Source organism: Tepidiphilus olei, assembly GCF_006980705.1.
GTDB lineage: Bacteria > Pseudomonadota > Gammaproteobacteria > Burkholderiales > Rhodocyclaceae > Tepidiphilus > Tepidiphilus olei.
Window position 1 is genome coordinate 151,214 of the sequence record NZ_SBHO01000001.1, and the last position, 18,953, is coordinate 170,166.

General features: G+C 65.8%; 15 protein-coding genes. 14 read left to right on the plus strand and 1 reads right to left on the minus strand.

Features of this window, described 5'->3' with window-relative positions:
* From EPD80_RS00795 to lpxC, 12 genes are read left to right on the plus strand one after another with little or no spacing between them, the layout of a single operon-like run.
* A complete protein-coding gene (locus EPD80_RS00795) occupies positions 1-1,515 on the plus strand; it encodes a UDP-N-acetylmuramoyl-L-alanyl-D-glutamate--2,6-diaminopimelate ligase (RefSeq protein WP_142809315.1) in 1,515 nt (504 codons plus the stop codon).
* Entirely contained in the window at positions 1,512-2,903 is a 1,392-nt protein-coding gene (locus EPD80_RS00800) for a UDP-N-acetylmuramoyl-tripeptide--D-alanyl-D-alanine ligase (protein ID WP_142808649.1), read from the plus strand. Before EPD80_RS00795 ends, EPD80_RS00800 begins: the two co-directional genes overlap by 4 nt.
* A gap of 4 nt (positions 2,904-2,907) precedes the next feature.
* Positions 2,908-3,996 carry a phospho-N-acetylmuramoyl-pentapeptide-transferase gene (gene mraY / locus EPD80_RS00805; protein ID WP_142808650.1) on the plus strand — a complete coding sequence of 363 codons (1,089 nt, stop codon included), beginning with the start codon at positions 2,908-2,910 and terminating at the stop codon, positions 3,994-3,996.
* A gap of 6 nt (positions 3,997-4,002) precedes the next feature.
* Complete coding sequence (murD, locus tag EPD80_RS00810; protein ID WP_142808652.1) at positions 4,003-5,376, plus strand: UDP-N-acetylmuramoyl-L-alanine--D-glutamate ligase; 1,374 nt, start codon at positions 4,003-4,005, stop codon at positions 5,374-5,376.
* Complete coding sequence (ftsW, locus tag EPD80_RS00815) at positions 5,361-6,584, plus strand: putative lipid II flippase FtsW (protein WP_185957662.1); 1,224 nt, start codon at positions 5,361-5,363, stop codon at positions 6,582-6,584. Before murD ends, ftsW begins: the two co-directional genes overlap by 16 nt.
* Positions 6,581-7,654, plus strand: coding sequence for an undecaprenyldiphospho-muramoylpentapeptide beta-N-acetylglucosaminyltransferase (gene murG, locus EPD80_RS00820; protein WP_142808654.1), 1,074 nt, complete (start codon positions 6,581-6,583; stop codon positions 7,652-7,654). The genes ftsW and murG overlap by 4 nt, the downstream gene beginning before the upstream one ends.
* Complete coding sequence (gene murC, locus EPD80_RS00825; protein WP_142808656.1) at positions 7,651-9,105, plus strand: UDP-N-acetylmuramate--L-alanine ligase; 1,455 nt, start codon at positions 7,651-7,653, stop codon at positions 9,103-9,105. The genes murG and murC overlap by 4 nt, the downstream gene beginning before the upstream one ends.
* Positions 9,102-10,043, plus strand: a complete 942-nt coding sequence (locus EPD80_RS00830) for a D-alanine--D-alanine ligase (protein ID WP_142808658.1) — start codon at positions 9,102-9,104, stop codon at positions 10,041-10,043. The genes murC and EPD80_RS00830 overlap by 4 nt, the downstream gene beginning before the upstream one ends.
* On the plus strand, positions 10,030-10,866 hold the full coding sequence (locus tag EPD80_RS00835) for a cell division protein FtsQ/DivIB (protein WP_142808660.1): 837 nt from the start codon (positions 10,030-10,032) through the stop codon (positions 10,864-10,866). The genes EPD80_RS00830 and EPD80_RS00835 overlap by 14 nt, the downstream gene beginning before the upstream one ends.
* Positions 10,863-12,089: a cell division protein FtsA gene (gene ftsA / locus EPD80_RS00840; RefSeq protein ID WP_142803522.1), complete on the plus strand. Its 1,227-nt coding sequence runs from the start codon at positions 10,863-10,865 to the stop codon at positions 12,087-12,089. The genes EPD80_RS00835 and ftsA overlap by 4 nt, the downstream gene beginning before the upstream one ends.
* Before the next feature lie 49 nt (positions 12,090-12,138).
* Positions 12,139-13,317, plus strand: coding sequence for a cell division protein FtsZ (gene ftsZ / locus EPD80_RS00845; protein ID WP_221928755.1), 1,179 nt, complete (start codon positions 12,139-12,141; stop codon positions 13,315-13,317).
* An 18-nt stretch (positions 13,318-13,335) separates the two neighbouring features.
* A complete protein-coding gene (gene lpxC, locus EPD80_RS00850; RefSeq protein WP_142803521.1) occupies positions 13,336-14,253 on the plus strand; it encodes a UDP-3-O-acyl-N-acetylglucosamine deacetylase in 918 nt (305 codons plus the stop codon).
* A 121-nt stretch (positions 14,254-14,374) separates the two neighbouring features.
* Here the strand turns inward: lpxC and EPD80_RS00855 are convergent, their stop codons facing one another.
* Positions 14,375-14,896 (minus strand): DciA family protein, encoded by a 522-nt coding sequence (locus tag EPD80_RS00855; protein WP_142808662.1) that lies wholly within the window; start codon positions 14,894-14,896, stop codon positions 14,375-14,377.
* A gap of 73 nt (positions 14,897-14,969) precedes the next feature.
* Here EPD80_RS00855 and secA point away from each other — a divergent pair, with 73 nt between their 5' ends.
* Together secA and argJ are read left to right on the plus strand one after the other, a co-directional pair.
* The gene (gene secA / locus EPD80_RS00860; protein ID WP_142808664.1) at positions 14,970-17,690 is read left to right on the plus strand and encodes a preprotein translocase subunit SecA; all 2,721 of its coding nucleotides are present in this window, start codon (positions 14,970-14,972) and stop codon (positions 17,688-17,690) included.
* Positions 17,691-17,703: 13 nt separating this feature from the next.
* Positions 17,704-18,948, plus strand: a complete 1,245-nt coding sequence (argJ, locus tag EPD80_RS00865) for a bifunctional glutamate N-acetyltransferase/amino-acid acetyltransferase ArgJ (RefSeq protein WP_142808666.1) — start codon at positions 17,704-17,706, stop codon at positions 18,946-18,948.
* Positions 18,949-18,953 lie beyond the last annotated feature (5 nt).

Genomic DNA, 18,953 nt, shown 5'->3' on the forward strand with positions numbered 1-18,953 from the left:
ATGCGAGACATCGACGATCTATGGTGGGAATTGCACCGACGCGGCGTTTTTCCGCGGACGGTGACGCACGACTCCCGGCAAGTGCAGCCGGGTACGCTGTTCCTCGCCTGGCCGGGAGGGAAAACCGATGGCAGAAATTATCTGTCCGAGGCGCTTGCCGCCGGCGCAGAGGCGGTGCTCTACGAGGCGGGTGATGGTTGGGTTCCTCCGGCCGATTTGACCCCGGTGCGACCTCTGATCGCCGTGGAGGGGCTGCGTTCGCTCGCCGGACCCCTCGCCGACCGCGTCTATGGGTCGCCATCGCAATCCTTGTGGGTGGCCGGTGTCACCGGTACCAATGGCAAGACGACCACCAGCCAGTGGCTCGCGCAAGCCTTGGATGCGCTCGGCGTTCCCTGCGGCGTGATCGGTACGCTCGGCTGCGGGCGCATTGGTCGCCTGGAGGACCAGGGATTCACCACACCCGAGGCGCCCCAGATCCATGCCTGGTTGCGAGGCTTCCTTGATGCCGGTTGCGTGGCCGCGGTGATGGAGGTCTCGTCCATCGGCTTGGTGCAGGATCGCGTCGCAGGGGTGCGTTTCGACGTGGCGATCTTCACCAACCTGACGCGCGACCATCTCGATTATCACGGAAGCATGGAAGCCTATGCGGCGGCCAAACGGCGGCTCTTCGAGTGTCCCGATCTGCAGGCGGCGGTGCTCGACGTCGACGATCCCGTCGGAGAGACGATCGCGCGCGAGTGTGTCTCCCGCGGCTTGGAAACCTGGGCGGTGAGTCTGAGGGGGCGCCCGATGCTGCCGGGCGTGCGTCCCTTGTGGCTCGCGCAACCCCCGCACGAAGGCACGAGTGGTCAGCGCTTGACCCTCGCCCTCGAGGGGCGTACTTTGTCCTTGCATCTGCCCGCGTTCGGCACTTTCAATGCCAGCAACGCGCTGCTGGTTCTGGGCGCGCTGCTGGCGCGTGGGGTGGAGCTGGACCGAGCGGTGGGGGTCTTGGGCCGCCTGGTGCCGCCTCCTGGGCGGATGCAGTGGATCGGAGGTGTGGCTGAGCCTTTGGTGGTGATCGACTACGCGCATACGCCGGTCGCTCTCGAACAGGTCATCTCGGCTCTCATGCCCACGGCTCGCTCCCGCGGCGGTCGGCTCGTCGTCGTCTTTGGCTGCGGTGGCGATCGGGATCGGGGCAAGCGACCGCTCATGGGCGCGGTGGCCGCGCAAGCCGATGCCGTGATCGTGACTTCCGACAACCCCCGCTCCGAACCGCCGGAGGCGATCCTCGCCGATATCCTCGCCGGCATCGGACGTACCGACATCCTTGTCGAGCCCGACCGGGCCAAGGCCATTGCGCAGGCGATCGAAGCGGCCGACGCCGACGACGTGATTCTCCTGGCCGGAAAAGGGCACGAGCCTTATCAAGAGATCGCCGGCGTGCGTCACCCCTTCAGTGATCAGGCCGAAGCCGAGGCGGCGCTGGCGCGCTGGCGCGAGCGCAATCTCTTCGCGGAGTTGTCGTGAACGTGACGTTGGCCGAGCTCGCCATCCTGCTCGCCGGTCAGGGTGAGGCGGTCGACCTCCTCGGGAAAGGCGAGCAGCAGATCGGAGGCGTCGAGATCGACTCGCGCGCCCCGCTCGCGGGCAAGCTTTTCGTGGCCTTGCGTGGCGCCCGCTTCGACGGGCACGATTTCGTCGCCGCTGCCTTCGCTGCTGGGGCGGCCGCTGCCCTGACCGAACGGCGCGGGACGCCGGCGCAGCGGGCGGGCGGAAATTTTTTGCTGGTCGATGATACCCGCCGCGCGCTCGGTCGGCTCGCGGCCGCCTGGCGGGCGCGTTTCTCCGGGCGCGTGGTCGGCATTACCGGCAGCAACGGCAAGACCACCGTCAAGGAGATGACGGCAGCGATCCTGCGCGAGCACCTCGGTGCCGAGGCAGTACTCGCCACCCGCGGCAACCGCAACAACGACATCGGCCTGCCGCTCACCTTGCTCGAACTCGGGCCGAGCCACCGGGCGGCGGTGTGCGAACTGGGCATCAACCATCCCGGCGAGATGGCGGAGCTCGCCGCCATCGCTCGCCCCGACGTCGCGTTGGTGACCACGGCGCAGCGTGCGCACCTCGAGGGGTTCGGCACGCTGGAAGCCGTGGCGCGCGAGAAGGGGCAAATCTACCGATTTCTCTCGCCCGACGGCACGGCAGTGATCCCCGCCGACGATCCCTATGCCATCCTTTGGCGGGAGACGGCGGCCGGGCGTCGCGTGCTCACCTTCGGCCGTGGGGGGGAGATTTCCGCCGTCGCACAGCCGCTTTCCGAAGGCTGGCGCCTCACCGTGCGGGCACGGGGCGAGGCGGTTGAATTCACGCTGCCGTTGCCGGGGCGGCACAACGTGCACAACGCGCTCGCCGCGATGGCCTGTGCCGTGGCGCTGGACGTTCCGCTCGCAACGGCGGCCGGTGCGCTGGGTGCGTTCGCCCCCGTGCCCGGACGGCTGCAACCGCTGGCTGGGGCGCAGGGGGCGCTGCTCATCGACGATACCTACAACGCCAATCCGGACTCCATGCGCGCGGCGATCGAAGTCCTTGCGGCGTTGCCGCATGCGCGCAAGCTGCTCGTGCTGGGAGACATGGGTGAGGTCGGCCCTGAGGCGCCGCGGTTGCACGCGGAATTGGGCGCACACGCCCGTGCCGCGGGTATCGAGCGGCTCTTTACTTTGGGAGCGCTCGCGCGCGAGGCTGCCATCGCCTTCGGACGACAGGCCGAGTCCTTCGACGATGTGGATGCGCTCGTGCAGCGGCTGCGCCCGGATCTCTCGCCGGAGACGGCCGTTTTGGTCAAAGGGTCCCGTTTCATGCGTATGGAACGGGTGGTTTCCGCGCTCGCGGCGAAGGCCGCGGCGCTGCAAGGATGATTCGATGCTGCTGGAACTGGCGCTTTGGTTGGGGCAGGACATCCGGGCGTTCAACGTCTTCGGCTACATCACGCTGCGCACGGTGCTGGCAACGATGACGGCGCTCCTCGTCTCCTTCGCTTTGGGTCCGAGCGTGATCCGCTGGCTCGCGGCCAAGAAGATCGGGCAGACGGTGCGTACCGACGGGCCGCAGACACACTTGAGCAAATCCGGTACACCCACCATGGGCGGAGCGTTGATCTTGCTCGCGGTGTCGGTGACGGTCTTGCTGTGGGGGGACTTGAGCAACCGATACGTATGGACCGTCTGGCTCGTCACCCTCGGCTTCGGCGCCGTGGGCTGGGTCGACGACTGGCGCAAGGTGGTGCGGCGCGATCCGAAAGGTTTGCCCAGCCGCTGGAAATATTTCTGGACTTCCGCGATCGCGCTCGCGGCGAGCCTCTACCTGGGGCTCACCGCCACCGAGCCGGTGCAGACCCAGTTGATCGTGCCGTTCTTCAAGGAAGTGGCGATTCCCCTGGGCGTGGGTGGGTTCGTGTTGCTTTCCTACTTCGTCATCAACGGTACCAGCCATGCGGTCAATCTCACCGACGGGCTCGATGGTCTGGCAGTGACACCGGCCGTGATGGTGACCGGGGCGCTGGCGATTTTCTCCTATGTGGCAGGACACGCCGTCTTCGCCCGCTACCTGGGGGTGCCCTACATTCCGGGGGCGGGGGAGCTCGCCGTCTTCTGCGGGGCGCTCTGCGGCGCGGGACTGGGTTTCCTGTGGTTCAACGCGCACCCGGCGCAGGTGTTCATGGGGGACGTGGGGGCGCTCGCGCTGGGCGCGGCCATGGGGACCATCGCCGTGATCGTGCGGCAGGAACTGGTGCTCTTCATCATGGGGGGGCTGTTCGTCGCCGAGGCGCTGTCGGTGATGCTGCAGGTGGGCTATTTCAAATGGACCGGAGGAAAGCGCATCCTGCGCATGGCGCCTCTGCACCACCACTTCGAACTGGGGGGCTGGAAAGAGACCCAGGTGGTGATCCGCTTCTGGATCGTCACCTTGATGTTGGTGCTCTTCGGCCTGTCTACCCTGAAACTGCGGTGAGTAGCGATGGATCTGGTCTTGGGACTCGGGTCGAGCGGTGAGGCGATGGTGCGCTGGCTCGCGCATCGCGGCGTCGCCGTGCGCGCGGCCGATACGCGGGGGCAGCCGCCGGCCGCCGCCGGCTTGCGCGCTCTGCTGCCGTCCGGATCCATGGTGTTGGGCCAGCCCTTCGAGGAAGCGCTGCTCGAGGGCGTAGAGCGGGTGTGGCTCTCGCCGGGGTTGTCGCCCGAATTGCCGCTGTGCAGGGAGGCGCGGGCGCGAGGGATTCCCGTGCAGGGAGAACTGGCGCTCTTTCACGAAGCTTGGCAGGCGCGTGGCCGACCGGGGCGGCTGGTGGCGGTGACCGGGACCAACGGCAAGACCACGACCACGGCGCTCACGGCGCACCTGTTGCGGCACGCCGGGCTCGATGCGCTCGCTGCCGGCAATATCGCCCCGGCCATCCTCACCGCCGCGCGCGAGCGCGAGGAGGCAGGGTTGCCCTGGCCTGAGGTATGGGTGCTGGAAGTATCGAGCTTTCAGCTGGAGACGGCTGGGTCGTTCGTGGCGCACGCGGCGGTGGTGTTGAACGTCACCGAGGATCACCTCGATCGGCATGGCTCGCTCGAGACCTACGCCGCCCTCAAGGCGCGCGTCTACCAGGGCGCGGAGACGGCGGTGGTGGTGCGCGACGACGCCCTCGTGCGCGAGATGGCCCGCAGCGCGCCGCGGCGTGTGACGGTGGGCAGCGATGCTCCACCCTCGGAGGCCGATTTCGGTGTGGAATCGGGCTGGTTCGTGCACGGCCGCCGGCGGCTCGCGCCCCGTTCGCTCTTGCCTCTGCCCGGGCGGCACAACGAGCTCGATGCGCTCGCGGCGCTCGCGCTGGCCGAGGCGATGGGCGTGGCGCCCGAGGTGGCGATCGAGGGATTGGTAACTTTCCAGGGATTGCCCCACCGGGTCGAGACGGTGGCGGTGCGCGCCGACGGGGTGCGCTTCATCGACGATTCGAAAGGCACGAACGTGGGAGCGACGATCGCGGCGCTCGCCGGGTTCGATGAGCCCGTGATCCTGATCGCCGGAGGCGATGGCAAAGGGCAGTCGTTCGCACCGCTCGCGCAGGCAGCGCGCGACCGGGTACGTCTGGCGTTCCTGATCGGGCGCGATGCCCCGGCAATGGAGACTGCCTTCATGCAGGCGGGGGTGCCGACGCGACGCTGTGCCACACTACCCGAGGCCGTGGCCATGGCCGATGCGGCGGCCCAACCAGGCGAGGTGGTGCTGCTCTCGCCTGCGTGCGCGAGCCTGGACATGTTTCGCGACTACGCGCATCGTTCTGAAGTCTTTCTCGAGGCGATCCGATCGCTGCTGGAGGAGGGGGGGCGATGGTCGAAACGTTGATGCGCCGCTGGTTCGGACGGCGAGGCGATCGGCTCCCCCCCTCGGCACCCCATCATGTAGAACGGGGACCGGTGGCCCGATTCGGCGAATTCGATTTGCCGCTCTTTTGGGCGGTGACGGCACTCACCCTCATGGGACTGGTGATGGTCTACTCGGCGAGCATCGCGCTCGCCGACGAGTCTCCTGCCACGGGGGGAAGAGCGAACTATTTCCTCATACGCCAGGCGGTGTTTGTGCTGTTGGGTGCCGGTGTGGCCTGGATGACCTTTCAGGTGCCGATGCGGGTGTGGCAGTCGCTGACGCCTTGGCTCTTCTTGCTGGGCGTGGTGCTGCTGATCTTGGTGTTGCTACCAGGGATCGGCAAAGTGGTCAATGGCTCGCGCCGCTGGATCCCGCTGGGGCCGATCAACTTTCAACCGTCCGAATTCATGAAACTCTTCGTGTCGTTCTACGCCGCGGACTACACGGTACGCAAGTTGCGGTTCATGGCCAGTTTCTGGCGTGGTTTCTTGCCGCTCGCCTTCGTCGTGGTGCTCGTGGGGGTACTGTTGCTGCTGCAACCCGATTTCGGGGCGTTTGCCGTGATCAGCGCCATCGCTTTCGGCGTGCTCTTCCTGGGCGGTTTGAAGCTGCGTATCTTTTTTGCTTTGATCCTGCTGGCAGGAGCGGCTTTCGCGGTTTTGATCCTGAGTTCCGAATATCGGAGTCAGCGCCTCTTCGCCTTCCTCGATCCGTGGGCCGATCCCTTGGGCAAGGGCTATCAACTCACACATTCCCTCATCGCCTTCGGCCGTGGCAAGTGGTTTGGTGTTGGGTTGGGCGGCAGCGTGGAAAAACTCCTCTACCTACCCGAGGCGCATACCGATTTCCTGTTCGCGGTCGTCGGTGAGGAGCTGGGGTTGGTGGGGGTTTGTGCGGTGGTGGCGCTCTTTGCGGTGGTCATCTGGCGCACGTTCACCATCGGCCGAGGGCTGGTATGCGTCGAGCAGTACTTCTCGGGGCTGGCGGTGTTCGGCATTGGCCTGTGGATCGGCGTGCAGACGTTCATCAACATGGGGGTGAATGTCGGGCTGTTGCCGACCAAGGGGCTGACGCTGCCTTTCATGAGCTACGGAGGGTCGAGCATCATCGCCAACCTCGCGGCAATGGCCGTGGTGCTGCGGGCCGACTGGGAGCTGCGCTGTTTGCGGCGCGGCATACAAGTATGAGCGGGCACACCGTACTCGTGATGGCCGGAGGGACCGGCGGGCACATCTTCCCGGCGTTGGCCGTGGCCGAATGTCTGCGCGAACGTGCCTGGCGGGTGGTCTGGCTCGGGAACGACGGGGCGATGGAATCCCAGCTCGTGCCGCCTCGCGGATTCGAATTCGTTTCTCTCGGTTTCGGCGCCTTGCGCGGCAAGGGGATGGGGCGCAAACTGAAGCTGCCGTTTTCCTTGACGGTGGCGATAGCGCGCGCTCTGCGTCTGCTGGGAGAAGTGCGCCCGAGCGTGGTGCTCGGCATGGGGGGGTACGTGAGTTTTCCTGGAGCGGCGGCGGCGCGCCTGCGTGGCATCCCGCTCGTGGTGCACGAGCAAAACGCCGTGGCGGGCTTGGCGAATCGGGTGTTGGCGCGCGTGGCTGACACCGTGCTCACGGGGTTCCCCGGTGTGTTGCCGGGGGGGCGCTGGGTGGGCAATCCGGTGCGCCGGGAGCTCACCACGCTACCACCACCCGAGGTGCGTTTTGCCGGGCGGCAAGGACCCCTGCGCGTGCTGGTGGTGGGTGGGAGTCTCGGCGCCAGGGCGCTCAACGAGACGGTGCCGGCGGCGCTCGCGTGCCTCGATCCGATCGAGCGCCCCCTGGTGACACACCAGTCGGGCAGGGTACACTTCCCGGCTTTGCAAGAGGCGTATGCCCGGCATGGCCTGGAGGCTCGGTTGCTTCCCTTCATCGAGGACATGGGCGCTGCGCTCGGGCAGGCCGATCTGGTCGTGTCGCGCGCCGGGGCGATGACGGTGGCGGAGCTCGCCGCCGTCGGTGTGGGGGCGGTGCTGGTGCCCTTTCCTCATGCGGTCGACGATCATCAAACGGCGAATGCGCGTTTTCTCGTCGAGGGCGGCGCGGCGCAGATCCTGCCTCAGTCTGAGCTCTCGCCCCAGCATCTAGCGGATCTGCTGCGGCGGTTCGATCGTGCGCGTTGCCGCAAGATGGCGCTCGCCGCCCGTGCCCTTGCCCGGCCCGAGGCTGCCGAGACGCTCGCCGAAGAACTCGAACGATTGGCAAAGGAAACGAAATGAAACACCGCGTCAAACGCGTGCACTTCGTGGGTATCGGCGGAGTGGGAATGAGCGGCATCGCCGAAGTGCTCTGCCACCTGGGGTTCGAAGTGAGCGGCTCGGACTTGGCCGAGAGCGCCACGCTCGCGCGCTTGCGTGCGCTGGGCGTGCGGGTAATGGTGGGGCATGCGCCCGAGCATGTCGTCGGGGCCGATGCCGTGGTGGTCTCTTCGGCAGTAGCGCCGGACAATCCCGAGGTGCTCGCCGCCCGCGCGGCCGGCATTCCCGTGGTTCCGCGCGCCCAGATGCTCGCCGAGCTGATGCGCTTCAAACAGGGCATCGCCATCGCCGGCACCCACGGCAAAACGACGACGACTTCGCTGGTGGCGAGCATTCTCGCCGAAGGGGGACTCGATCCGACTTTCGTCATCGGCGGGCGCTTGATCGCTGCCGGTAGTAACGCCCGCCTGGGCCAGGGAGAATATCTCGTGGCCGAGGCCGACGAGTCGGACGCCTCCTTTTTGCATCTTTCTCCCGTGATGGCGGTGGTCACCAATATCGATGCCGACCACATGGCCACCTATGGGCATGACTTCGAGCGGCTGAAAGCTTCCTTCGTCGATTTTCTGCATCGCTTGCCCTTCTGGGGAGTGGCGGTGCTGTGTCTGGACGATCCTCAGGTGGCGTCGATCGTGTCCCACGTCGAGCGCCCCGTCGTCGGATACGGATTGACGGCCGAATCCGCCTTGGTTCGCGCCGAGCACGTGCGCGCCGAGGGTGGGCGCATGTTCTTTACCGCCGTACGGCGCAACGGGCGAGAGACCCGTTTGCCGATCGAATTGAATCTGCCTGGATTGCACAATGTGCGCAACGCCCTGGCGGCGATCACCGTGGCGAGCGAATTGCAGGTGCCCGATGAGGCGATCGTGCACGCGCTGGCACGATTCCAGGGGGTAGGCCGGCGTTTCCAGCGCCATGGAGATTTGCCCCTCATCGATGAGGATGGCACCGTGCACGGCACTTACACCTTGATCGACGACTACGGGCACCATCCGGTGGAGATGCAGGCCACGCTGGATGCGGTACGCCTTGCTTTTCCCGGGCGGCGCGTGGTGGTCGTCTTTCAGCCGCACCGTTATAGCCGCACGCGCGACTGCTTCGAGGATTTCGTTCGGGTGCTCTCCGAGGTCGATTCCCTGGTGCTGCTCGAGGTCTATCCGGCTGGCGAGGAGCCGATTCCGGCGGCCGACGGACGCAGCCTCGCACGGGCTTTGCGCTTGCGTGGTCGGGTCGAACCGGTTTTCGTCGAGGGGCTCGATGATGTCCCGGCGGTGCTGCCCCGGGTGGTGCGCGATGGTGACGTGGTCGTGACCATGGGGGCAGGTTCGATCGGGCGCTTGCCGGTGCGTTTGGTGCAAGAAGCCCGGGAACGTACCCGGCTGGAGCCGGCGAACGAGGAGCGGGCGGCGTGAGCAGCGACCTGGGTAAAGTGGCGGTGCTTTTGGGCGGGTGCTCGGCCGAGCGCGAGGTGTCGCTCATGTCGGGTTCGGCCGTCCTCGAGGCGCTGCGTCGCGCCGGGGTGGATGCGCACCCGTTCGACCCGGCAGAGCGGGATCTCTTCGAATTGAAGCGCGAGGGCTTCGATCGTGCCTTCATCGCGCTCCACGGCCGTGGCGGTGAGGACGGCACCCTCCAGGGGGTGCTCGAATGGCTGCGCATTCCTTATACCGGCAGCGGCGTGCTCGCTTCCGCCCTGGCCATGGACAAATGGCGCACCAAGTTGCTGTGGCAGCAGTTGGGTTTGCCCACGCCTGGGGCGCTGCGCCTCACCGAGGAGGAGTTTGCTGCCGGCTCCGAGGAGGCGGCACGGCGCGTGCTCGAGGCGCTCGCATTGCCCGTGTTCGTCAAGCCGGTGCATGAGGGCTCCAGCATGGGGGCGACGCGCGTCGAGCGCGAAGAGGAATTGACGTCGGCGCTGGAGGCGGCGCGGCGTTTCGATGGGGAAGTGCTCGTGGAGCGTTTCGTGGCGGGGCGCGAGATCACGATCGGATTTCTGGGCGAGCAAACCTTGCCGGCCATCGAGATCGTCGCACCCCAAGGGCGCTACGACTATCACAACAAGTACTTCAGCGACGAGACGCGTTATCTGTGCCCGGCTCCTTTGCCGGAGCCGCTCGCCTCTCGGTTGGCCGAACTCACGATGCGGGCGGCGCGCGCGCTGGGTTGTCGTGGCTGGGGGCGGATCGATCTGCTGCTCGAGGATGACATGCCTTATCTGCTGGAGATGAACACTGCGCCCGGCATGACTTCGCATTCACTCGTGCCGCTGGCTGCGCGCGTATCCGGTATCGAATTCGACGCGCTATGCTTGCGCATTTTGGAGGAGGCGCGCTGCGATGGCCCGGCTTGAGCGATTCTCGCGCCAGGCATCGACGCCCGTGCCCCCAGGGGCACGCTGGTGGCGTGATGCTTGGGTGATCGCTCGCTGGACGCGGCGCATCACCCTGTTCGCGATGTTGCTCTTCGTTGCAGCGGCCTGGTCTTACTGGGGGAAGCGATGGGTGCCGCCGATTCGTACCGTCGTCATCGAAGGCGGGCTCGAACACAGCGACACCGACCGCTTGCGCTACGCAGTGCTGCGGGTGGTGGAGGGAAAACATTTTTTCGACGTCGATCTGCAAGCTTTGCGCCGGGCTTTGGAGGAATTGCCGTGGGTACGGCACGCACGAGTGCATCGCGTCTGGCCCGATGCGCTCGTCGTCACCGTGGTCGAACACCGAGCGGCAGCGATTTGGATCGATGTCGCCGACGGGCGTATCGCGCTGCTCGATACGGACGGCCACAGATTCGATGCCGAGCCCCCCAGTGTCGATCTGCCGCGTCTCGTCGGCCCCTCGGGGCTGGAGGAGCGACTTTTCGAGACCCATCAGTCCTTGAGCCGCTTGCTAGACCCTCTGGGGGGCGTCGAAGTCTTGGTGATGAGCCCCAGCCTGTCTCATGTCGTCCGCTTGAGCGGAGGAACCGAGATCATCTTGGGCCGTTTCGAAACGGTACAGCAGGCACGGCAGAAAGTGTCCTGGCTCGTGCAGCATTGGTCGGCGATTCGCGAGCGGCTCGGTCATGAGCCGGTGCGGGTCGATTTTCGCCATCACGGTGCGTTGGCGCTCGCCATCGCCCCGGACGGCGTGGCGGCGTCTGCTCCGCCGGTATCCACAGGGAAGAAAAAACCATGAGGGAAGATCGAGATCTGCTCGTCGGGCTCGACATCGGGACGTCCAAGGTGACGTGCCTGGTCGCTCGTTTGCGCGAGGACGGCGGTGTGGAACCCTTGGGTTTGGGCGTATCACCGATGACCGGCATGAAACGCGGCGTCGTGGTCAATATCGAAGCCAGCGTGGCGTCGATCGATCGGGCCGTCGAGGAGGCAAAGCGCATGGCCGCCTGCGACATCCCTCGGGTACACGCCAGCATCTCCGGGGCGCACATTCAATGCACCAACGCTGAGGGAATGATCGCCGTCAAGGGCAGCGAGATCACGCGCGAGGACGTCGCCAAGGTGATCGAGGTCGCCCGTGCCATGCCCATTCCCTCCGAGCAGCAGGTGCTGCACCTGCTCACCCAGGAATTCATCATCGACGGCCAGGGCGGCATCAAAGACCCCGTCGGCATGAGTGGGGTAAAGCTCATGGCCAAGGTGCACATCATCACGGGGGCGGCGGCCTCCGCCCAGAACATCATCAAATGCGTGCGCCGGGCGGGGCTGGAAATCGACGGGCTCGTGCTGCAACCGCTCGCCGCGGCGCACGCCGTGCTCACCGAGGACGAAAAGGCCCTGGGTGTGTGCGTCATCGACATTGGCGCGGGTACCACGGATCTGGCCGTCTATACGCAGGGCGCGATTCGCTACACGGCCGTGCTGCCGGCGGCCGGCGACATGATCACCAACGACATCGCCATGGCGCTGCGCACGCCCACGGCCGAGGCCGAATCGATCAAACTCGAACATGGGGCGGCGCGACACGACTGGGTCGATCCCGAGGAGATGATCGAAGTCGCGCCGGTAGGCGATCGTCCTCCGCGGCGTCTGTCGCGTCAGCGACTCGCCGACGTGATCCACCCTCGGGCCGAGGAGCTTTTCGAGCTGGTGCAGCAAGAGCTACGCCGTAGCGGTTATGAGGAGATGCTCTCCTCCGGTGTCGTGCTCACGGGAGGGTCGGCCAAGCTCGGCGGCATGGTGGAGCTGGCCGAGGAAGTCTTGGGCATGCCGGCTCGGCTCGGCGCGCCTCTCGTCGGTGGCCGCTTGCGCGAACGGCTCGCCGACCCCGAATACGCCGCCGCCGTCGGTCTCGTACTCGAGGCGGCCAATTCCCAGCGCAGGCTCCCGGGCAGGGGAGGGCGTGCCGCCGGCGGGCAATGGTGGCGACGCACGTGGCAATGGATCCGGGAAAATTTCTGAACAACTCATTCCTTTAGGTTAGAATTCACGGAAAAAGCGGGAGAACGTCATGGCGGTCAAAGGGATTGAAGAACTGGTCGATACCACCCACAAGGGCACGGTCATCAAAGTGCTCGGCATCGGGGGCGCGGGCGGCAACGCCGTCGACCACATGATTCGCGAGAGCATCGGCGGCGTCGAGTTCGTCGCCGTCAATACCGATGCCCAGGCGCTCGCGCGCTGTCTCGCTCCGACCAAGGTGCAGATCGGCTCTTCCGGTCTGGGGGCCGGTTCCAAGCCGGAAGCCGGGCGTGAAGCAGCGATGGAGTCGCGCGAGCGCATCGTCGCCGCGCTCGACGGGGCCCACATGGCCTTCCTCACCGCCGGCATGGGCGGCGGCACGGGTACCGGCGCCGCGCCGGTCATCGCCGAAATCGCCAAGGAGATGGGCATCCTCACCGTGGCGGTGGTCACCAAGCCGTTCGATTTCGAAAACCGCGACCGCGTCGCCGAGAGCGGCATCGAAGAGCTCACGCGCCACGTCGATTCGCTCATCGTCGTGCTCAACGACCGCCTGCTCGAAGTCTTCGGCGACGACGCCGGCTTCGAAGACTGCTTCAAGGCGGCCGACAACGTGCTCAAAAACGCCGTGGCCGGCATCGCCGAGATCATCAACGTGCCCGGTCTGGTCAACGTCGACTTCCAGGACGTGCGTACCGCCATGGGTGAGATGGGCCGTGCCATGATGGGGTCGGCCGAAGCTTCCGGCATCGACCGTGCCCGCATCGCTGCCGAGCAGGCCGCGGTGAGCCCGCTCCTCGAGGGAACGGAACTCTCCGGTGCCCGCTGCGTCCTCATCAATATTACGGCGAGCCGTTCGCTCAAGCTCTCGGAAGTGCGCGACGCCGTGCGCACCGTGCAGGCTTTCGCCGCACCCGAGGCGTTCGTCAAATATGGCGCCGTCTTCGACGACACGATGGAAGATCGCATCCGCATCACGGTCGTCGCCACGGGGCTGGGCGCGGCCCGTAGCAGCCGTGCCCAGCCCCAGATGGAAGTGATCCGCGGTACGGGGACCTACGGCGGTGCCGCCGCCATGGGAGCCACGCCAGGGCGCGCCGAGGCCCCGCAGCGCGGCATGCCCCAGGTCGAGCGTTCCGTACGCGGCCGGCGCAACACGCTCGCCGAGCGCATGCCTGGGCTGGATCGGCTCGACATTCCGGCATTCCTGCGCAAACAAAACGATTGACCGACTGAGGAACGGCCGATGATTCCGCAGCACACACTCAAGTCCATCGCCTACGTCACCGGAGTCGGGTTGCACTCCGGTGAGAAAGTGCAGTTGTGGCTGCGTCCGGCCGCTCCCGATACCGGCATCGTTTTTCATCGGGTCGATCTCGATCCCCCCGTCACCATCCCCGCTTCGCCCGAAGCAGTCCGCGAGACGCGTCTGTGCACGGGGCTCGAGCGCGACGGCGTGAAGATCGCCACCGTCGAGCACCTCATGTCGGCGCTCGCGGGTCTGGGGATCGACAACGTCCACATCGACGTCGACGGGCCCGAGATTCCCATCATGGATGGCAGCGCCGCGCCTTTCGTGATGATGATCCGCGAAGCAGGGATCGAAGCCCAAGCGGCGCCGCGGCGTTTTCTGCGCGTGCTGCGTCCCGTCGAAGTGCGCGAGGACGACAAATGGGTTCGGCTCGAACCCTATGCTGGATTCCGTCTCGAATTCTCCATCGCTTTCGCCCATCCGGCGATCAGCGCTTCGCAAACCCGTGCCGTGGTCGATTTTTCCGAGCACGCTTATCCGCGCTTCGTGGCTCGGGCACGTACCTTCGGTTTTGTGCATGAAGTCGAGCTGTTACGAGGAATGGGTCTGGCGCAAGGCGGAAGCCTCGACAACGCCATCGTGCTCGACGAATATCGGATCCTCAATCCCGAGGGGTTGCGTTTTCCCGACGAATTCGTGCGGCACAAGATTCTGGACGCCATTGGCGATCTCTATCTCGCGGGGCGCCCCTTGCTCGCCCGCTACGTGGCCCACAAATCGGGTCATGCGCTCAACAATCGGCTCTTGCGCGCCCTGATGGCTGATCGCAGCGCCTGGGAGCTCACCGTGTGCGAACGCGACGAGGCGGTCACTTCGATGTCCGCGCTCTCCCTCGGTTCCGTGACGACATAAGCGCGCAACCGTGCTGGGATTTCGCCTGATCCTCGTTTTCGTGCTTCTGGCTGCTGGGGTCTGCATCGCTGCATGGTTGTGGAGCGGCGATCGTCGATGGCTCGCTTACGCGAAGCGCATTCTAAGGCTGGCGCTGGGCGTTGCCCTGATCTATCTGGGCCTCTTCGCATTCGAGCGCATCGTTCTTCTGCCCTTGCCTTGAATCCGTCGGCGCCCGGGCAAGGAGTCGGGTCAAGGCCATGCGCAAGGGGGCATCCGCGGGCAGACGAGCGCATAGCTCGGTGATGGCCGAACGCGCCCGAGGCCCGAGGGTGCGTACCCGTGGAGGGCGCGGCGCCGCCAAACCCGATGTCGGTACGATGGTGGGGCGGACCTTCAGTTTGATCTCCGAGATGCAGACCCCGGTGCGCAGCTCCGCCAAGAGGCTTGGCAGGCGATGCCGCAGTTTCGCTGCCGCGAGCGCCGAGGCCGTGTGCAAATAAAGCGTGCCCTCGCGCAGATTGGCGACGAATACGCGCTCACGGAACTCCTCATCCAACAACTGGTCGATTTGTTTTTGGAGCGTTCTCAACGTCATGACCTGCTGACGCAGCGGATCTAGCTCCTTGCTGAGATGGAAGAGTTCGTCCAGTTTTCGTGTCATGTCCTTTCTCGTGCCTCGTCCGACGGGGCATGATAAACTTCACCATTCGCATTCGACAAGTCGACCGTCCGTAATGATCACCCGCGTCCTCAAAAAACTCTTCGGCAGCCGAAACGACCGCCTGCTGCGGCGCTATCGCGCCATCGTCGCCCGCATCAACGAACTCGAGCCGAGCGTGGCCGCGCTCTCGGACGAGGCTCTGCGCGCGAAGACGGCGGAATTCAGACAGCGCCACGCCAACGGCGAATCGCTCGATGCCCTGCTGCCCGAGGCCTACGCCGTGGTGCGCGAGGCGGGCAAGCGTGTGCATGGCATGCGCCACTTCGACGTCCAGCTCATCGGCGGCATCGTGCTGCACGAAGGCAAGATTGCCGAGATGCGCACCGGCGAGGGCAAGACCCTGGTGGCGACGCTGCCGGCCTATCTCAATGCGATCACGGGCAAAGGGGTGCACGTCGTCACGGTCAACGACTACCTCGCGCGGCGCGACTCCGACTGGATGGGGCGAATCTACCGTTTCCTGGGGCTGACGGTGGGCTGCAACGTTCCCGGCCTGTCGCATGGAGAAAAACACGAGGCTTACGCGGCCGACATCACCTACGGCACGAACAACGAATTCGGCTTCGACTACCTGCGCGACAACATGGTCTATGCCCCGGTCGATCGCGTGCAGCGGGGACTGCATTACGCCATCGTCGACGAGGTCGACTCCATTCTCATCGACGAGGCGCGCACCCCGCTCATCATCTCGGGGCAGGCCGAGGACAACACCGAGCTCTACCTCAAGATGAACGAGGTGGTGCCACTGCTCACCGAGCAGAAGATGCAGGGCGAGGAAGTGCTCGAACCCGGGGATTACACCATCGACCTCAAGGCGCGCCAGGTGCTGCTCACCGAGCAGGGGCACGAAAAGGTCGAGGGTATCCTCATGCGTATGGGGTTACTGCCCGAGGGCGGCAACCTCTACGATCCGCGCCACATCACCTTGCTGCATCACCTCTACGCGGCACTGCGGGCGCACGCGCTCTTCCATCGCGACCAGCACTACGTGGTTCAGGACGACGAAATCATCATCGTCGACGAATTCACCGGCCGGCTCATGCCCGGTCGGCGCTGGTCGGAGGGGCTGCACCAGGCGATCGAGGCCAAGGAAGGCGTGCGCATCCAGGCCGAGAACCAGACACTCGCCTCGATCACCTTCCAGAACTACTTCCGCATGTACGAGAAGCTGGCCGGAATGACCGGGACGGCCGACACGGAGGCGTACGAATTTCAGCAGATCTATGGCCTCGAGACCGTCATCATTCCCACCAACCGGCCGCTCGTGCGCCGTGACGAGAACGACCGTGTCTATCGTACCGCCAAGGAGAAGTGGCAGGCGGTGATCGAGGACATCAAGGAGTGCCGTGAGCGCGGTCAGCCCGTGCTGGTCGGTACCACTTCCATCGAGGTCAACGAGTTCCTCTCCAAGCTTCTCACCAAAGAGAAGATCCCGCACCAGATCCTGAACGCCAAGCAACACGAGCGCGAGGCGCACATCATCGCCCAGGCGGGGCGCCCCGGCATGGTGACGATCGCCACCAACATGGCCGGTCGCGGCACCGACATCGTGCTCGGCGGCAACATCGCGCCGCAGATCGAGGCGATCGAAAACGATCCCTCGCTCTCCGACGAGGAAAAGGAAAAGCGCATCGAGGCGCTGCGTGCCGAATGGCAGAAAGCGCACGACGCGGTGATCGCCGCCGGAGGCTTGCGCATCATCGGCACCGAACGGCACGAATCGCGCCGCATCGACAATCAGCTGCGCGGCCGTGCCGGCCGCCAGGGCGACCCCGGTTCTTCGCGCTTCTATCTTTCACTGGAAGATCCGCTGCTGCGCATCTTCGCCGGTGATCGGCTCAACGCCATCATGGTGCGCCTGAAGATGCCCGAGGGCGAGGCGATCGAGCATCCCATGGTGACGCGCTCGCTCGAATCGGCCCAGCGGCGCGTCGAGCAGCACAACTTCGACATCCGCAAGCAGCTGCTCGAATACGACGACGTCGCCAACGAGCAGCGCAAGGTCATCTATGCCCAGCGAAACGAAGTGGTCGACGCCGAGGACGTGAGCGAACTCGTCGCCGACATGCGCGCCGGCGTGCTCGTCGATACCTTCCGCACCTACGTGCCGGCCGACAGCGTCGAAGAACAATGGGATCTCGCCGGGTTGGAGCAGACGCTCGCCGGCGAATTCAACCTGCAGTTGCCGCTGCGCCAGTGGCTCGAAGCCGAACCGGAGCTCAGCGACGAGCAATTGCTCGAGCGCATCCTCGCCGCGGCCGAGGAGTCTTACCGGGCCAAGGCGATCCTCGTCGATCCGCAAGCCTGGAAACAGTTCGAGCGCAGCATCCTGCTGCAGAGCATCGACACGCACTGGCGCGAACACCTCTCGGCGCTCGATCACCTGCGCCAGGGCATCCATCTGCGGGGGTACGCGCAGAAGAATCCGAAGCAGGAATACAAGCGCGAGGCCTTCGAGCTCTTCGAGGCCATGCTCGACGCCATCCGGCGCGACGTCAGCCGTATCCTCCTGTCGGTGCAGGTGCGTACCGAGGCCGCGGTCGAAGAGGTCGTCGAACGCCCTCCCGAGGTCCAAGACGTGCACTACCTCCACGGCGAATCCGCTGCGGAAGAAGGGGAGACGGCCGTCAAGGCGCGCCCGCAGACCAATGTGCTGCCCAAGGTCGGCCGCAACGATCCCTGCCCCTGCGGTTCCGGCAAGAAATACAAACATTGTCACGGCAAACTGAACTGAACGGAGTCTCGCAATGGCCGTCAATCTCTCTGCTCCCGATCCCAAGGACCTTCGCCCCGTCGCCGGGGTGCGACTCGGCGTGGCCGAGGCAGGCATCCGCAAGACTGGCCGGCGCGACCTCACCGTGATCTCGCTCGCCCCCGGCAGCCGCGTGGCCGGCGTCTTCACGCAGAACCGCTTCTGCGCCGCGCCGGTGCAGGTCTGCCGCGAACACCTGGCGGGCGAGGCCGCGCCCCGCGCGCTCGTCATCAACACGGGCGTGGCCAACGCCGGTACCGGCGCCGAGGGGCTGGAGGCGGCGCGTTGCACCTGCAAGGCGGTCTCCCAGGTGCTGGGGGTGGAGCCGCAGGAAGTGCTGCCGTTTTCCACCGGCGTCATCCTCGAGCCGCTGCCGGTGGAAAAGATCGAGGCCGCGCTGCCGGCGCTCGTCACCAACCTGCGCCCCGACGCCTGGCTGGATGCCGCCTACGCCATCATGACCACCGACACGGTGCCCAAGGCCTGCTCGCGCCAGGTGCGCCTGTCCGACGGCACCGTCGTCACCATCACCGGCATCAGCAAGGGCGCCGGCATGATTCGCCCCAACATGGCTACCATGCTCGGATTCGTCGCCACCGATGCCAAGATCGCCAAACCCTTGCTCGACGCCCTGGTGCGCGAGGCGGCCGACGAATCCTTCAACGCCATCACCGTCGATGGCGACACGTCCACCAACGATTCCTTCGTGCTGATCGCCACGGGTGCGGCGATGTCGCGCGAGCTCGCCGCGAGCGACGATGAAGACTACCGCAAGGTGCGCTCCGCCGTGATCGACGTCTCGCGCAGGCTCGCCCAGGCCATCGTGCGCGACGGCGAAGGGGCCACCAAATTCATCACCGTGCGGGTGGAGGGCGGAACTTCGCGTGAAGAATGCCGTAAAGTGGCTTACGCCATCGCCCATTCGCCCCTGGTAAAGACCGCGTTTTTCGCCTCCGATCCCAATCTGGGTCGCATCCTCGCTGCCATCGGCTACGCCGGCATCGATGATCTCGACCCTGGGGCGATCCGTGTCTGGCTCGAAGGCGGGGACGATTCCATTCTCGTGGCCGAAGGGGGCGGACGGGCGGATTCCTATCGCGAGGACGATGGCGCCCGCGTCATGAAACATGCCGAAATCACCGTGCGCGTCGATCTCGGTCGGGGCGAAGTCGCCGCCACCGTCTGGACCTGTGATCTCTCTTTCGACTACGTCCGCATCAACGCCGAATACCGCAGCTGAGGGAA

What these genes read in the sequence shown, in the direction of transcription:
- ftsA (WP_142803522.1), top strand. Translation starts at nt 10,863, where the DNA reads ATGAGGGAAGATCGAGATCTGCTCGTCGGGCTCGACATCGGGACGTCC.
- murD (WP_142808652.1), top strand. Translation starts at nt 4,003, where the DNA reads ATGGATCTGGTCTTGGGACTCGGGTCGAGCGGTGAGGCGATGGTGCGC.
- ftsZ (WP_221928755.1), top strand. Translation starts at nt 12,139, where the DNA reads ATGGCGGTCAAAGGGATTGAAGAACTGGTCGATACCACCCACAAGGGC.
- mraY (WP_142808650.1), top strand. Translation starts at nt 2,908, where the DNA reads ATGCTGCTGGAACTGGCGCTTTGGTTGGGGCAGGACATCCGGGCGTTC.
- murG (WP_142808654.1), top strand. Translation starts at nt 6,581, where the DNA reads ATGAGCGGGCACACCGTACTCGTGATGGCCGGAGGGACCGGCGGGCAC.
- EPD80_RS00835 (WP_142808660.1), top strand. Translation starts at nt 10,030, where the DNA reads ATGGCCCGGCTTGAGCGATTCTCGCGCCAGGCATCGACGCCCGTGCCC.
- EPD80_RS00795 (WP_142809315.1), top strand. Translation starts at nt 1, where the DNA reads ATGCGAGACATCGACGATCTATGGTGGGAATTGCACCGACGCGGCGTT.
- argJ (WP_142808666.1), top strand. Translation starts at nt 17,704, where the DNA reads ATGGCCGTCAATCTCTCTGCTCCCGATCCCAAGGACCTTCGCCCCGTC.
- secA (WP_142808664.1), top strand. Translation starts at nt 14,970, where the DNA reads ATGATCACCCGCGTCCTCAAAAAACTCTTCGGCAGCCGAAACGACCGC.
- lpxC (WP_142803521.1), top strand. Translation starts at nt 13,336, where the DNA reads ATGATTCCGCAGCACACACTCAAGTCCATCGCCTACGTCACCGGAGTC.
- ftsW (WP_185957662.1), top strand. Translation starts at nt 5,361, where the DNA reads ATGGTCGAAACGTTGATGCGCCGCTGGTTCGGACGGCGAGGCGATCGG.
- murC (WP_142808656.1), top strand. Translation starts at nt 7,651, where the DNA reads ATGAAACACCGCGTCAAACGCGTGCACTTCGTGGGTATCGGCGGAGTG.
- EPD80_RS00855 (WP_142808662.1), bottom strand. Translation starts at nt 14,896, where the DNA reads ATGACACGAAAACTGGACGAACTCTTCCATCTCAGCAAGGAGCTAGAT.